Raw genomic sequence first — 14,476 nt, 5'->3', positions numbered from 1 at the left:
AGGGCATTGGGCGCGGAAGGTCCAATGGTAAGACGGGTGAGTTTGCGCAGGGCGATCAGGCCAGGGAAAGAGTCGGACCAGGATGGATGGGATGAATTGGATGAGAGCCAAGAAATTCAGGAATCATCTGGTTGATCATCGGGACTGGTCCCGAAGGGGAGCCTTGGATCGAGGACGCCAACATAAGAATCGAATCGATCCTGTCCATCTTGGTCCAAAGATCTTGAGGGGGATTCCGGAGGGCCCTTACTCTTCGTCGAAATCCTTTTTGCTTCCTTCGAGGATTTTGAGTCGCTCGCGGATGCGTTTGATTCCCTCTCCGGAACGGTCGATCACTCGGTCGTTGTCGGAGGTTTCGGCGAAGTTCTCGATGATTTCGATCGGCCATTCGGATTGGGCGATGCTGACCAGTCCTGAAATCATGGTGTCCTGTTCTTTGGGCGTCTTGGCGTTGTCGGCCAGCAATCTCCAGAGCTCCTCGTTCTTCTTGTCGCTGCGCTCGCGCTTGTCATCCATGAGGAAGACGTATCCGGCATTGAAGGCTTTCGGACGGATGGTTTCGTCCGCTTGCTGCGAGAGGAAATCCATGAGCGGTGCGAACATCGAGTCATCCGGCCAGGACTTCATCGCTTCGATCGCGGCGAGTTGATCGAGTTTGTCGTCACCGTTGAGGACTTCAGTGAGCATTTTTCTGGAAGCCTTACCTCCGGTCACGCCGAGCAGTCGGATCATGGTGCGACGGGTGCTGTCGTCGGTAGCCGATGAGACTTTCGAGGCGATGTTCTCACCCCATTTTTCGCGGTGGGCGGAGCGTGCGAGGATACTCTCCAGAGCGCCTTCGGCGGCCTTCCGGATTTTGGTTGAAGAGCTGAACTCGATGACATCGATGAAGTTGTCGATCTGGTCCTCACCGCCGATGTCGGTGACGGCGGTTAGAGCGGCGGCGGCAACTTCTTCGTTGGCGGTTTCCTTCGAGTATTCGAGCAGGTAATTGAGCGAGGACGGGTTGGCGCGTTTGCGCAGCACCCGGCTCAGAAGGGCGATGCGGATGTCGTCGGTCAGCAACTCTTCGGTGGCGAAGCGGGCGATCATTTCGTCGGCATCGGAACCGTCGGTGGTTTCGGCAATGGCGAGCGCCTTGTAGACCGTTTCCCGGGATTTGTTGGCGCCGGTGCGAACGGAATCGAGGAGGATCTTGGTGTCCTCTCTGGTGACGGGCAGTTCCTTGGTGGTTGGCATCGCGGCGAGTTCGACCAGTTCGTTGTAGCGCTTGTTGATCTTGTTGTCGCCCATCTTGATGACGAGCATCCAGCCGGCGAGCAGGATGAGCAGGCCGAGCACGCTGTAGATGGCGATTTTGGCACTGCCGCTGAGGCCTGCCTTCCGAGTGGGGCCGCTGCCGATGCTGGTTTGGCCGAAACCGGCCTGTTCACTTACGGTCGGTTGGGCCGTCTGGGTTCCCGCAACTCTGGCAGTAGGTACGATCGATGCCGTAGGTGGTCCGCCTGCTGTCTTGAGCTGGACGGTAGGGATGACGGCGGCGGCGGGAGGCGGCGCGCCGGGGGCTGCTTCTGCGGTGGAGGCATCCGAGGCCTGTTGGGAGGTGGTATGCAGGCTTGGTGGGGCGTCTTCGGGCGGTTTGAGTGGCTTGGGCATGGTCTGCGTGACCGGCGGCGACGGCCGCTCTTCGCTTGCGGGACTCGGTGCGACGGGTGCGACCGGCACGGCCCCTGGCACGATGAGTCGAGGTCCCTTGGGAGCTGGAGGCTGGGGGGCGGTGGCGCTCATCGTTTCGGTCTTTGGGACGTCGAGCTCGATGAAGTTCTGGAGAGCCTCCCTCGAATTTTCGGGACGATCTTCGGGCAGGCGGTTGATGTGCCACATGATCCAGTCGCAGACCCAGGTGGGGAGATCCGGGCGGATTTCCGAAATGGGGACCACGCGATGCTCCAAGTGAGCGGCCATGACCTGAGGCCCGGTTTCGCCCTGGAACGGCATTTCACCGGTGAGGGCGAAGTAGTAGACGCAGCCGATCGCATACATGTCGGTGCGGGTATCGATCTTCTTCCGCTCGAACTGTTCGGGGGCCATGAAGAAGATCGAGCCGTAAACGGCGTCTCCTTCAGTGACGTCTTGAAAGATGGGTTCGGCGGCAAACTTGGCGAGCCCGAAGTCGACGATCTTGACCTGGAACTTCCCGGACGGAAGCCAGTTGAGCATCAGGTTTGAAGGCTTCAGATCGCGGTGGACGAGACCGAGGTCTTGAGCGGCGACGAGGCCTTCCTGGACCTGCATGGCGAACTCGCGGAAGTCCTTCCAAGTCAGTGGTGCCGTCGATTCGACGATTTCATCGATGGTTTTGCCCTTGAGAAGTTCCATGACGACGAAGGGGCCTTCGTCATCGGTGCCCACATCATAAATGGTGACGATGTGCGGATGCTGGAGGGCGGCGAGGGCACCGGTCTCCTGGGTCATCTGCTTGGTCGCTTCCTCGTTGTGAGGTTCGTTGTCACTGACGGCGATGCGTTTGATCGCGACCTCCCGCTTCAAGGTCTGGTCGTAGGCACGGTAAACGGCTCCCAAACCTCCTTGACCGAGTTTGTCTCGGATTTCGTAGCGATCCTGCATGATTCGTTGTTGGAAAACCTGATGCGAGGTCGAGGTGGTTGCAACGAAGAATCGTGTGATCCTACGAGGCGGCGCGCCGGAGGTTCTCCTGACGCCAATGGGTTGGCGAGTGGCCGACGATGCGGGCGAAGCTGCGGTTGAACTGGGAGAGGGACTGGTATCCGACCAGGAAGGCGATTTCGGAGACGCGCATCTCGGGCTTGAGGAGTTCCTTCTTTGCCCACTCGACCCGGCAGCGGTTGACGTAGTCGGTTAGAGTGAGGCCGGTTGCTTCTTTGAAAAGGCGGCAAAAATGGGATTCGCTGAGGCCGGCTTCGCGGGCGACCGAGCCCAATGGCAGGGGTGAGTCGAGGTGTTCGTGGATGAACTTGCGGGCCTTGGCGATGGCGGCTGGTTCGCTGCCTTCCTCGATGATTGCCAGCGATTCGGCGTGCTGGCTGAGTTGGTTGGCAAAGCTTTGCAGCAGGGTGACCATGCTGGCGTAGCGCTCGGGTTCGACCGTACGGGTCTGGAAATAGGCTTCGCGCAGCTTTTTTTCAGTTCCTTCCTCGAGATTCCGGCGGCCAAGTTTCCCGAGGAAGTTTTCGAAATCCCGCTCATCGGGAATTTTCGAGAAGATCTGGCCGGTTTTCAGAAAACCGATGGTGGTGGCTCCCATGCGGACTGGCACGGCGGTGGCGGTCAGGCCCGCGAAGCAGTGACAGGACAAGGGTCCCTTGACTTCGGCTTCCTCCATCAGACGACGGTTGGTGTCGATGCAGGCGTGGCAGGCGGAGGCGCATAGATTCAGGGTCTCGCAGAAGGGACTGCGGTTGACCGCGTGCTCATCCAGGCACCACTGGTCGGGATTCGCCCCGACGAGGCGGAGCGGCAGTCCTGTTGCGATCCTGAAGGCGTGCTGGTAGTTGAGGAACACGTCGGAGGCCTTCAACCTTTGATGAAGGTTGGCTTCGAATGCTTTGGCGGCGTCGCTCATGCGTGGGTGGAGGTTAGGATGGACAATCCAATAATTCAACACCAGGCCAACAAACAAGACTCGCAATTTGTTTTTCGGGCCCTATGGCCGGAAATCAGTGCTTGCCGGAAGCCCCCCGAAGCTTCGTGCGCCCAGCGGTTGGAGGGGAAGCCCTGTAGGAGTCTGCGAGCGACGACCCTGGCGTCTCGGAGCACTGTAGCCTGCTAGGGAAACACTGATTAAATCCGCAAGCCGTCGAAGGTTTTTAAGGTCTGAACAAGTCGCTCGCTTTGCTCGCCGGGGGGAAGAACTCCGGCCCTTTTGTCCTCTGATTGCGTTATTCCTCAGTCGTTGGTCCTGACCAACTCCTTCGTCACGCCTTGTCAGAAGACAAAATGACTCGGAGCGCCGGCCCGCGCCTTTAATCAGCGCTTCCCTAGTGGCGATCATCCAGAGTGATGCGGGCATTGCCCTGCCAGACGATCTTTTCCGCCGAGGGTTCAGTGACCAGGAAGCGCGCACTGGTGCGAGTGGTGCTTCCCTGATAGCCAGGGCCTCCGAGCCATCTGCTTCTCTGGTCATTTGGCTCATAGTTGGCTGAGAAAATCCGATTGTTCGAGGAAGCAACTTGTCCAACGGTGGCGGTGACGCCACGAGGGTAGACCAAAAGGTCCGATTTGGCCTGGCCGACCTTGGTGTGGCTACGCTTGGCGGGAATGCGCTCGACTTCTGCGACGAATGCAGTGCGGATTTCCTCGTCGCTCTCGGTCATATCGACGGCTGCTCTCCGATCAATGGCTACCCATTCCCAGGTTTTTAGCTTGATTACTCGATTCCCGCGACACGGTTCGACTCGACCTCGATGGTGCTGGTGGTGCAGGAATTGAGGGCCATGGCAGCGATGGCTGTGCGCAGGAAAGTGATCGGTCTCATGGGCGATTAGAGCTCAAAAAACGATGGTGGGATTTGTCACCTGAAACGAGACGATGGAGTGGAAGCAAAGGAAGCCAGCAGGGAGGATTTCGAGTTCTGGCTTGCTTGATGGAAGCTCCGGTGCGTTTACCTGAGACGCAAGATGAGGTTAGGAAAACGATCACGCCACGCGATTTTTGCGGCTTTGTTCCTTGGGGTATGGAGCCCCTTTGTTGCTGCCCAAGAACCTCCTACGGAGTCCTATGTGGCGGAGGAGAGTTCGATCAAGGTCGCGGATATCGAAAGCCGCTTGTCGGCATTGGAGAAGAGTGAACTCGAGCAAGGCGTCAAGGATGCCCTCACGAAGAAATTCGAGGCGGCAATGGATGCCGTGAAAAGCGAGGAAGCGAGTCGGCTCAAGGAGAGCGAGTTCAGTGAATCGATCCAATTGGCTCCCAAGGAAACCGAGCAGGTGCTGCGCCGGACAGGCGAGCTTCCGACAGTGGAAGAGGCGGTCGAGCTCGAATTTCCGGATGATGTCGAGGGACTGCGCAAGATGTTGGAAACTCGACGTGCCAGCTTGGGCACGCTTGATTCCAATCTGAATGCGGCGCAGCAGCAGCTGGAGCGAGTGCGGGCCCGGCCAAGCGAGATGAGTGTGCGGCTTCCCGCGGCCTATGATGAATTGGCGGAACTCAATGCCAAGGTGGCCGCGCTTCCCCCGGCCAAAGCCACCGAATCCTTTTTGAAGGATTCCGAGCGCATGCTGCTTCTCGCTGAGCGCGAGGCGCTGTCTGCAGAGATTGGAATGCTCCAGCAAGAGCAGTTGAGTCAGGAGGTTCGTGAGACGCTGACGCTCGCCAAGCGCGACCTGAGCAAGAGGCTCGTCGAGAACGAAAAGGCGGTGGTGGCGGCGATCGAGGAGCGCCTCGAGAAGCAGCGTTCTGAGGAGGCACAGCAACTGAAGGAGCAGACCTTGGAGATGACCGATGACTTGAGTGGGGATGGTCCTGCCATTCGGGAGTTGGGGGAGGAACTTGAAGCACTTTCCGGAAAGGTAAGCAGGTCGGCATCGAGCTTGGCGGAGGCGAATCGTCTCCAGAACGAGGCTCGCCGAAAACTGGATGTCCTGAATCACGAGCTCTCACGAATAAAGAGCCAGGTCGAACTGGGCGGACTGGAGGGAGGTTTTTCCCAACGGGCGATTGAGCGACTGCGGGCGTTGCCGAACGATCGAGTGGTGGTGCTTGCGATCAATGAGCACGAAAAGGAGCTCTCAGAAGTTCGCCTCGCCGATCTTGAGGCGGAGCAGATGGTCGGCGACAGGGCTCTTGAAGACAAGCTTACGAGCTCCACGGATCCCAAGGTGAGCAGGATGCTCGTGCTTCGGGGCGAGTTGATCGAGACTCTCAGAGCCAACTACCTGGCCCATATCAGGGAGCTCACCTTGTTGATTTCGAACGAGCAGTCATTTCGTAGCCAAGTTGAGAATTTTCGTGTCTATCTCACTGGCAAGCTCTTCTGGATGAAAAGTTCGCCTCCGATTGGACGATCTTTTTTTACCGACCTGCCGAATGCCATCAAGTGGGTCTTCAGTGGGAAGCATGGACGCGAAGGCTTCGTGTCGATTCGGCAGGAGGTTCTCAATCATCCGGTGCAGGCTGGCATGGTGGCGCTGCTGGTAATTGCCTTGCTGGTGATTCGACCCCGGATCGTTTCCGCGCTGAAAACCTGCGGTCACAAGAGCCGCCGCATTTCGACCGATGCCTATCGTCATACGGTGAAAGCCCTAGGTTACACCATTTTGTTAGCCTTACCGATTCCGCTCGTTATTGGATTTCTAGGGTGGGTGGTCACTCGGTATTCGGGGGATTCGGAGTGGGTTCGCGGGATGGGGCGAGGTTTGGGCTGGGTCGCCTTGATCGTCGTGGTCTCGGAGTTCCTCCGGGCGGTGACCCGGATCGGAGGCTTGGGCGACGTTCACTTTCGCTGGGACGACGACCGCATGCACAAGCTGCGCAAGGTGTTTTCCTCCATCATCATCGTCTATGTTCCCGCCTTGTTAGTCGTAGGTACGACGGTCTTCAACAAGAGTTCCGACCACTTTGACAGCCTGGGCCGACTATGTTTCATCATCTCCCATCTCTGGATAGCATTTTTGGTGATCAGGGCCCTGCGCAGTGAGAGGCTGAAGCCGGCCGACCAGGAGGCTGACACTATCTTTATTGGCTACACCTGGCTCAGAACTTCGGCGAGTTGGATGGTGGGGGCGGCTCCAGTCGCCATGGCGCTGCTGGCGGCGATCGGCTACTTCAACACGGCTCTCGCCCTGAGCTTCGTCTACATGGGCACTCTTGGAATCGGGATCCTTGGATTGTTGGTTTATGCCTTCATCCTCCGCTGGTTCATGATCAAGGAGCGCCGGCTGAAAGCGGAGAAGATGATCGAGGAAAGAAGAGCCCGCCGCATGGTGACCGATCAGGTGGAGGATGCGACGGATGTGCCCACGATTGCGCCTGACGACGTTGAGTTGAACCTTGATGATCTTGGCGGTCAGACCCGCAGACTCATCTTTTCTCTCATCTTTGTCGGTGTGGTGATTGGGATCTGGTGGTTCTGGTCCTCGGCGCTTCCACTAAAGACCGGAATGGGGAGCGTTACCTTTGGGGAAGGATTGACCATCACTGACATCGTCAGGGCGATCATGGTCGTCTGGGTGGGTGGCGTCGTCGTGAAGAACCTGCCGGGTCTGATGGAATTGGCGGGTCTGCGTGATTCCTCGATGGATTCGGGAAGTCGCTACGCTTTGGTAACCATCGTCCAGTATGTCGCGACGGCGATCATCGCGGCGATGGTGTTCCAGATCGTGGATCTTGATTGGTCGAAGTTCGGTTGGATTGCCGCAGCCCTCAGTGTGGGTCTCGGATTTGGCCTGCAAGAGGTGGTGGCGAATTTTGTTTGCGGCATCATCCTGCTTTTTGAGCGCCCGATCAGGATTGGGGATGTGGTGGTGGTCGATGGGATCAGCGGCGTGGTCTCACGCATCCGGATGAGGGCGACGACGATCACCAACTGGGATCGCGAGGATTTTGTGGTTCCCAACAAGCAGTTCATCACCGGTTCCCTGATCAACTGTACCCTGACCTCAAGTATCAATCGTGTGGTGGTCCCGGTGGGCGTGGCCTATGGCAGCGACATCCCGACTGCGCTGCGAATTCTCGGTGAGGTCGCGGAGGAGAATCCCTACGTCCTCGATGAGCCCGCGCCCTTCACTTCGTTCGAGCAGTTCGGCGACAGTTCGCTCAACCTGGTCCTGCGCTGCTACTTGCCTGATCGTGACAATCGCCTACGGGCGATTACCGATCTGCACGCCGAGATCAACCGGAGGTTCAAGGAAGCCGCTATCGAGATTCCTTTCCCGCAGCGTGATCTCCACATCCGGAGCCAGGCTGGCGTTGAGACATCGCTTTAGAAGGATTTCATGCAGGTTCAAACACCGCCTGTTAGACGACTGCAGGTGGCTTCATCCAGCACTTCGCAGAGACGGTAGCCTTCACCTTGGTCCGGGATGGTTCTCAGCAGGGCATCGCGTTCGGAAAGCGAAGGAAAATCGAGTCCGATGAGGGCGCGTCCGATGCGTTCACCGGATTGCTGGTAGTTGAAGTAACATAGATTGGCTTTTCCCTGAATTCGCCGTGCCAGGAAGTCGTGCAGGGCACCGGGACGTTCGTAGAAATCGAGCCTCAGGAATGCCGGATGTTCCAGCAGATCGGCGCGCAGCGGGATTGAGCGGAAGGAGACGTCGACTGCGCCAGTGAGGTCCTGCCATTCAAACTTTTCGGCATCAAGCTTTTCGGACACGCCTTCGAGTCGAGTGGAGTCCTCCGCATTCAGGGTGAAGACCGGCCAGGCTTCGCTCAAATGAGTCTTTCCATACTGAAAGTCGGTGATGTTGAGGTCGGTAAAGCAGCTGTCCAAGAGGTCGAGCATGGCACCCGGACGCTCGGGAATGTGCACTCTCAGGGTTCGGCTGTGTTGCCCCGCCGTGCCAGCAGATTGGGCGATGAGTCCGAGCTTGAGGAAGTCGATATTTGCACCGCAAAGAATCACCAGCACCCGTTTACCGACGAGCTTTTCGCGATGCTTGAGCACGGCGGCGAGACCCATGGCACCCGAGGGTTCGGAGATGCAGCGCAAGCCTTCCCAAAGAACGCGGATGGCGGCACCAACTTCGGCGTTGGTCACGGTCTCGATCCCGTCGAGACTGTCCCGGCAGATTTTGAAGGGAAGGGATCCCGCCTGTCTAACAGCGGTGCCGTCGCAGAACAGGTCGACCTGATCGAGAGCCACTTCATGACCTGCTTCGATGGCGGCTTTCATCGATGCCTGACCGATGCCCTCGACACCGATCGTCTGGATCTCGGGCCAGTAGGTTTTGAGCCAGGTCGAAACCCCCGCGGCGAGCCCTCCACCACCAATCTGCAGGTAGGCGGCATCGAAGGGGCCGTGACCGGAGAGGACGACTTCGTCCGCCAGCGTGCCTTGGCCTGCCATCACGGCGAGATCGTCGTAGGCATGAATGTAGATCGCACCGTTCTCCTCCTCGTCTTTGCGTGCCGCCTGCATCGCCTCGTCGTAGCTGTCGCCGATGGAGATGACTTCGACAAACTCACCGCCGTGGTGGATTACGGCCTGCTGCTTCACCTTGGGTGTCGGCAGGGGCATGTAGATGCGGGCATGGATGCCGAGCGCCTTCGCGGCGAGAGCAATGCCTTGGGCGTGGTTTCCCGCCGAGGCGGTGACGACTCCGCGCTGCGCTTCGGTCTTGCTCAGCAAGGCCATACGATTGCAGGCACCTCGCCATTTGTAGGATTTGATCGTGGAGCGGTCCTCGCGTTTGACCCAGATCTCCGGACCGGGTCCGGGCAGATCGAGGCGCTCGAGCGGAGTCGGCTGGTCGAAGCGATAGACCCGCTCGCGGGCGAAAAGGATCTCTTGGCGCAAGCTTCGCGGCAGGTCCGTGGGGTCAACTTCCATGTGGCTTGCTAGCGGCTTGTGGCGCTTCCTTCAATCTTACAAAAGTCACCAGCAGCACCGAGATGATCGAGGAAAGCGGCATGAGGATCGCCGCGAGGAGCGGGCTCATATGCCCTGCAAGGCAGAGAATCACGGCGCCGAGATTGTAGAACAAGGCAAAGGTGAAGGCGCTGCGGACGCCCTTCGCCCGGGCGTCGGCGGCAGCGAAAAGAGTGGTCAGGAATCCGAGGCCGGAACCGAGCGTATAGAAGTCGGACTTCGACTCTAACAGAGAACGGTCGACTACAGGTGTGCCGGTCACGGTGGCGGCATCAAAGGCGAGGGAGTCGTTCGCTCCGTCGCCGAGGTAGAGCGTGTCACTGCGATCAATTTTCCGGACGCGCTCTGCTTTTTCGGTGGGATCGAGCGAGCCATGGGCATGGCTGTCGGGAATTTCCAGCTGTTGGGCAAGGGTGTGTACTTTTTCAGCGGTGTCACCCGAGAGGATCCAGAGTTGGTTCTGGCGCTGACGGAGGTTGGCGAGTGCCTGCCTGGTGCCGGGGCGCAGGGTGTCGCGGAAGTGGAATGAGGCGATGCGCTGTCCATCGCGACAGAGTGAGGTGGAGCCATCGTTGGCATCCCCGGCCCAACCGGATTTCCCGAGGGTCCAGCGGTGACCGTCATCATCGATCGACGCACCGTGACCCGGATGGTCGGTGACTTCGATCGGGGCGCTGTTGGAGAGAAGCCGCTGCCCGCGGGAACCGAGAGCTTCAAGCAGCGTGCGGCCAATCGGATGGAGGGATCCCGCCGTGAGTTGAGCGAGGGCGCGCGCGGCATCTTCAGCGAGCGAAGTGACGGACTCGGGGGAAAGAAGGACCGGACGTTCGAGGGTGAGGGTGCCGGTTTTATCGAAGATGACGTGGCGAACGTTTCTGAGTCGCGCCCAGAGGGTCGGGTTGCGGACGAAGACGCCGTTGCGTTCGGCGCGGGCGGCGGCGAGATCGTCGGCAAGCGGCAGGGCCACGCCGAGGGCGCAGGGGCAGGAGACGACGAAAACGGAGATCATTGCCTGTATTCCGACGATGGGCTGGCCGGCGATGATCCAGCCGATCAGACCGGCGACGCCGATCACCAGCACGGCGACGAGGTAGACGCGCAGCAGCTTCTGGAGCATCGGCGACGATCGTTCGGAGTGATCGTCGGCGGTGAGGCGTTGCAGCAGGGAATCCGCCCATGTTTCCTCGGCGCGCAGTGCGAGGGCTTTCCGTGAAAGAAGGATCGCACCGGCAGGAAGGCGCGTGCCGGCAGTGACGACGACCGGCTCGGCTTCGCCATTGATCCATTCGAGGGAGACTTCGGCCTCGTCGGCGTTGACGGTCGAGGCGACGGGCACTGCGCGGCCCGGTTCGACCTGGAAGAGTATGCCGGCGCTGATGGCATCAAGTGCAATTTGTGCATCGCCGGAGCGGACGCTGGTGGGGAGGGGCGAGGCACGCAGCAGGCGACGTCGATTTCGATCCACGGCGGCGGTCTGGAGAAACCGCCCACCGAGCATCAGGAAGACGAAGGTGGCGACGAAATCAAAGTAGCGGAGGGCTTCGATGTTCATGACCCACCCTGCGACTGATCCGATGTAGGCGGAGATCAGTCCGAGGGCGATCGGCAGGTCGATGTGCAGGGTTCCCGCGCGGAGTGATCTCCAGGCGCGTTCAATGAAATAGCCGCCGCCGACGAGCATGGCCAAGGTTGCGGAGAGGAAGGCGATCAGGCGGAAAAGTCCGGCGAATTCGAAGTCCTCCGGCATACCGAGATAGGTCGGCAGGGTGAACCCCATCGCATTCAGCGCGAAGGCACCACAGAGACCGAGTCGCGCTGTCAGACGGCGGCGTTCGTGATCGGGCGCCCCGCGGTTTTGGGGGCCGGCGACGTAGCCGAAGCGGGTCAGTTCCTGCAGGAACTCCGGCAGATCGCAGTGGCCGGACTGCCATTCCAAATGCAGTCGGCCGCTTGCCGGATGGGCTGCTGCGCGGATTGCGCCCGGGTGTTTTTCAAACAGCTTCTCGACCAGCCACACGCAGCCGACGCAGGAAATGCCCTCGAGCGAGCAATCCATCGAAGCCGAGCCCCCTTTGGCCTCGGCAACTTCCTCGCCCTTGGTGATCAGGGGTTCGGCCCAGGAAAAATCGTGTTCTTCGAAAGGACGGGATCGCACCGGTGCGGTGGCCAGTCCTTGTTTCAGATCATAGAAGCGGTCGAATCCGCTATCGCGGATCATTTCGGCGACGAACTCGCAGCCCTTGCAGCAGTACTTTTCCGTTTCTTCCGAAGCGGAAAAGGCGGTGCCGCAGTGTTCGCAGGTGGCCATGAGTGGGGGGAAGATGGGGCGGAGTGTGGCCCGTCGCCAAGCGCCGCTTGTGATAAACAGGGCCTTTCAGACCTTGATGCGAATCACGGCAAGTCCGGGATCAGTTCTGCACCGTCGCGCGCCCCTTGGCCCGGATGACTTTCACGGGCTTCGGATCAGCGGCATCCTCGAGCATCCGCCGGCGTGCGAGCAGTCCGAACTGGGCGTGGCTGGGCGGCACCCAGTCGTCGCCCGCACTGGCTTTTTCCTTCGGAGTCAGGAGGGCTGGAGTCAGATGGCTGAGGGTCAATTCGAGTTCGGCGCGCTGTTCTTCAGTGAAGTTGTGAAAGACCGGCTCCTTGAAGCTGATCATCAGGTCACCGTCCTGGGTGAGCTCGGGCACGAAGCGCGCTTCTGGGTCTTCGCACGCAAGCAGTCGTTCGCGGGCGTCGCTGATCGGATCGAGGCTGGGCTCATTGACCACGACGCAGGTGCCGTTTTGGAAAATGACAAAGCTGCGGTTCTCGGTCACGTGATCCGAGCAGAAGGCGACGAGCTCTTCCGGAGCGGGTTTGGTGAGCGGTCGGGGTGCGGTCTCGATATCTGTTAGATGGCGAGTGGGTGACACGAGCACCGCCGGGGCGCTCACGATTCCAGGTGCGGACTGATTTTTAGTCTGCACCTTTGGCGGGACCATAAACGTCGCGAACATGCCGAAACTGCCCGCCAAAAGGAGGGCTGCTGCCAACGCGACGCGTGATGACAATGAGCTTCGATGAGAGCGCGATGGATCAACCATGAATTTTTTATAAAAATAATCTTGATAGTTTGGCAATCTTAAACTTTTATCACGGCGCTGTTTGAGGTGACCGATCTTCCCACGAGATCAGTCGTCGCCAACCTTACCCACACCCACACCCCATGAAACCTGCGACTGTCCCGTGTCGCGGTTCGCTGTCCCATGTCTTGAGCATTCTTGCGCCGATTGTCTGCGCTTGGAGTCTGCTTGGTTCTGGTTCGGCAACCGCAGAATCTGTTGATTCTGAATTACTCCTGCTCGTCGATGTATCGAACGGCGGGCTTAAGAAAGGCGAGTTCAATCGCCTGATGAGCGGCTATGCCGACGCCCTTACCAGTGATGCGGTGCTGGATTCGATCGCCTCCGGCAGGACGGGCAAGATTGCGGTTTCGCTGTCGTTCTATGGCGTCAAGGATTCCGGCTCATCCGCGGGAGTCGGTTGGATGGCCATCAGCAACAGGGTCGAGGCAGAAGCTTTCGCCAGCAAGCTTCGCTCAGTCGCCGAACCGAAGGGCGGCAACTACTCTTATCAGGATGCCTTGGTTCAGGGGCTGACGAGCATCGGTGATGAGGTTGGAGGATTGGACAATGGCTTCAGCTCGGCATTGCAGATCATCGAGGTCGGAGGTTCGACCAAGCCAAAGGGCAATTCCGACGATGTGGCGGCTGCGAGCTTGGCGGCACTCGGACGAGGGGTTGATGTGATCAATGCGACGGTGGTCGGTAAGAAAGCCGACCAATTGGAGTCATTTTATGCGGACAATGTCATTGGTGGATCGGTTGGTGGCATGTCCGCGCTTGTCAGCGTGAGTGCGGTTGATGAAGGACTTTCCTCGATCCTTTCGTCTCAGATCAATCGATCGGTTGGGGCCGCCGGAATTGCGGCCGTGCCGGAGCCTTCCTCGGCGATGCTCCTGGTTTCATCCCTGGGCTTCCTTCTCATCTTCGCCAGACGGCGTCCCGCTTAACGGAAACCCCAACTTACCGAGACGATGAACGATTCGATCAAGAAGGGCAGCGAGCTCAAGACGAGAAGGCCGGTTCCCGAAGAGATTTCAGCCCGTGTCGGGCACGAAATACTACGTGCGGAGTATGAGCCCGGAACCTGGGCACGTGCGCTGGCGATGGTGCAGGGAGATCACGAAGCGGTCGCTGCTGAGTATGCACGGCTACGCATTTCCCAACTGATGCGTGTCCAGACCAGGACGCGTGAAAAGACCGAGTCTCTCGAGCAGCGCCGACTCAATGCCTGCCTCGGAGTGAAGACGGTGAAGGATATTCTCAACGGCATCGGCAAGGTGGGAGTGGTGAACATTCCCCGCCCTAGAGTGCCTTGGATCTGGATGATGCTGATGGTCTTGGGTGTCGCCGGGTGCTGTGCCACCCTCACACGCATGATGGTCGGAGAGATCCCCGATGCCTTGCGGATCTGGGTGCCGGTGTTCTCACTTGGTTGCGGGCTTGTCGTGGTCATTGCGATGATTCTCTCCAGTCAGTTCTTTTCCCGCGCCTTTGTGGCTTGGGCATGGGGGCCGGGCATAGTGGCTCTTTCTTCGATGGCCTGCCTTGGTTCGTTGATGCTGGGTGTGAAACTCATGGTCGATAACCCATTCGTCGCTCCCCATCAGTCAGAAGTGAGTTTCAACCCATCGCTTGGGACAACTGGCGTGAACATCGCTCCGGACATGTCGGGCGTCTCCAGGTTGCGTGCGGCGGACTAAGGTCTCTTCCATGCCGGTTGCATTCACTCCTTGCGATTGGCAGCGGAAAGCGAATAGCGAAGCGGTTTCTGATCATGTGGACAGCGTCCATCGACAGG

Annotated in this window: 9 protein-coding genes; 3 read left to right on the top strand and 6 right to left on the bottom strand. The window is 59.2% G+C overall.

Annotated features, from left to right (window positions below):
* Positions 1–246 precede the first annotated feature (246 nt).
* The 3 genes from WBG04_RS01170 to WBG04_RS01160 form a co-directional block, all read right to left on the bottom strand.
* The gene (locus tag WBG04_RS01170; protein WP_424312506.1) at positions 247–2,628 is read right to left on the bottom strand and encodes a serine/threonine protein kinase; all 2,382 of its coding nucleotides are present in this window, start codon (positions 2,626–2,628) and stop codon (positions 247–249) included.
* A gap of 61 nt (positions 2,629–2,689) precedes the next feature.
* A complete protein-coding gene (locus WBG04_RS01165; RefSeq protein ID WP_424312505.1) occupies positions 2,690–3,604 on the bottom strand; it encodes a helix-turn-helix domain-containing protein in 915 nt (304 codons plus the stop codon).
* Between the two features lie 415 nt (positions 3,605–4,019).
* Positions 4,020–4,355 (bottom strand): hypothetical protein, encoded by a 336-nt coding sequence (locus WBG04_RS01160; protein WP_424312504.1) that lies wholly within the window; start codon positions 4,353–4,355, stop codon positions 4,020–4,022.
* Positions 4,356–4,658: 303 nt separating this feature from the next.
* On the opposite strand from WBG04_RS01160, the gene WBG04_RS01155 reads away from it, so the two are divergent.
* Positions 4,659–7,967: a mechanosensitive ion channel domain-containing protein gene (locus WBG04_RS01155; protein WP_424312503.1), complete on the top strand. Its 3,309-nt coding sequence runs from the start codon at positions 4,659–4,661 to the stop codon at positions 7,965–7,967.
* A gap of 17 nt (positions 7,968–7,984) precedes the next feature.
* Here WBG04_RS01155 and WBG04_RS01150 read toward each other — a convergent pair whose 3' ends face one another.
* From WBG04_RS01150 to WBG04_RS01140, 3 genes are all read right to left on the bottom strand, one after another.
* Entirely contained in the window at positions 7,985–9,532 is a 1,548-nt protein-coding gene (locus WBG04_RS01150; protein WP_424312502.1) for a pyridoxal-phosphate dependent enzyme, read from the bottom strand.
* The gene (locus tag WBG04_RS01145; RefSeq protein ID WP_424312501.1) at positions 9,522–11,879 is read right to left on the bottom strand and encodes a heavy metal translocating P-type ATPase; all 2,358 of its coding nucleotides are present in this window, start codon (positions 11,877–11,879) and stop codon (positions 9,522–9,524) included. Before WBG04_RS01145 ends, WBG04_RS01150 begins: the two co-directional genes overlap by 11 nt.
* Before the next feature lie 100 nt (positions 11,880–11,979).
* Positions 11,980–12,486 (bottom strand): hypothetical protein, encoded by a 507-nt coding sequence (locus tag WBG04_RS01140; protein WP_424312500.1) that lies wholly within the window; start codon positions 12,484–12,486, stop codon positions 11,980–11,982.
* A gap of 293 nt (positions 12,487–12,779) precedes the next feature.
* Between WBG04_RS01140 and WBG04_RS01135 the strand changes: the two genes are divergently transcribed.
* Both WBG04_RS01135 and WBG04_RS01130 read left to right on the top strand, forming a co-directional pair.
* Positions 12,780–13,625 (top strand): DUF1194 domain-containing protein, encoded by an 846-nt coding sequence (locus WBG04_RS01135; protein WP_424312499.1) that lies wholly within the window; start codon positions 12,780–12,782, stop codon positions 13,623–13,625.
* A 24-nt stretch (positions 13,626–13,649) separates the two neighbouring features.
* Positions 13,650–14,378, top strand: a complete 729-nt coding sequence (locus tag WBG04_RS01130; RefSeq protein ID WP_424312498.1) for a hypothetical protein — start codon at positions 13,650–13,652, stop codon at positions 14,376–14,378.
* Positions 14,379–14,476: the final 98 nt, after the last annotated feature.

It is taken from the genome of Haloferula sp., from assembly GCF_049672945.1.
Taxonomy (GTDB): Bacteria; Verrucomicrobiota; Verrucomicrobiia; order Verrucomicrobiales; family Akkermansiaceae; genus Haloferula.
The sequence above is the reverse complement of the archived record's forward strand: the minus strand, read 5'-3'. Positions and strand labels throughout refer to the sequence as shown.

Coding starts and splice junctions, on each gene's coding strand:
- WBG04_RS01170 (WP_424312506.1), bottom strand. CDS start 2,628: ATGCAGGATCGCTACGAAATCCGAGACAAACTCGGTCAAGGAGGTTTG.
- WBG04_RS01165 (WP_424312505.1), bottom strand. CDS start 3,604: ATGAGCGACGCCGCCAAAGCATTCGAAGCCAACCTTCATCAAAGGTTG.
- WBG04_RS01160 (WP_424312504.1), bottom strand. CDS start 4,355: ATGACCGAGAGCGACGAGGAAATCCGCACTGCATTCGTCGCAGAAGTC.
- WBG04_RS01155 (WP_424312503.1), top strand. CDS start 4,659: ATGAGGTTAGGAAAACGATCACGCCACGCGATTTTTGCGGCTTTGTTC.
- WBG04_RS01150 (WP_424312502.1), bottom strand. CDS start 9,532: ATGGAAGTTGACCCCACGGACCTGCCGCGAAGCTTGCGCCAAGAGATC.
- WBG04_RS01145 (WP_424312501.1), bottom strand. CDS start 11,879: ATGGCCACCTGCGAACACTGCGGCACCGCCTTTTCCGCTTCGGAAGAA.
- WBG04_RS01135 (WP_424312499.1), top strand. CDS start 12,780: ATGAAACCTGCGACTGTCCCGTGTCGCGGTTCGCTGTCCCATGTCTTG.
- WBG04_RS01130 (WP_424312498.1), top strand. CDS start 13,650: ATGAACGATTCGATCAAGAAGGGCAGCGAGCTCAAGACGAGAAGGCCG.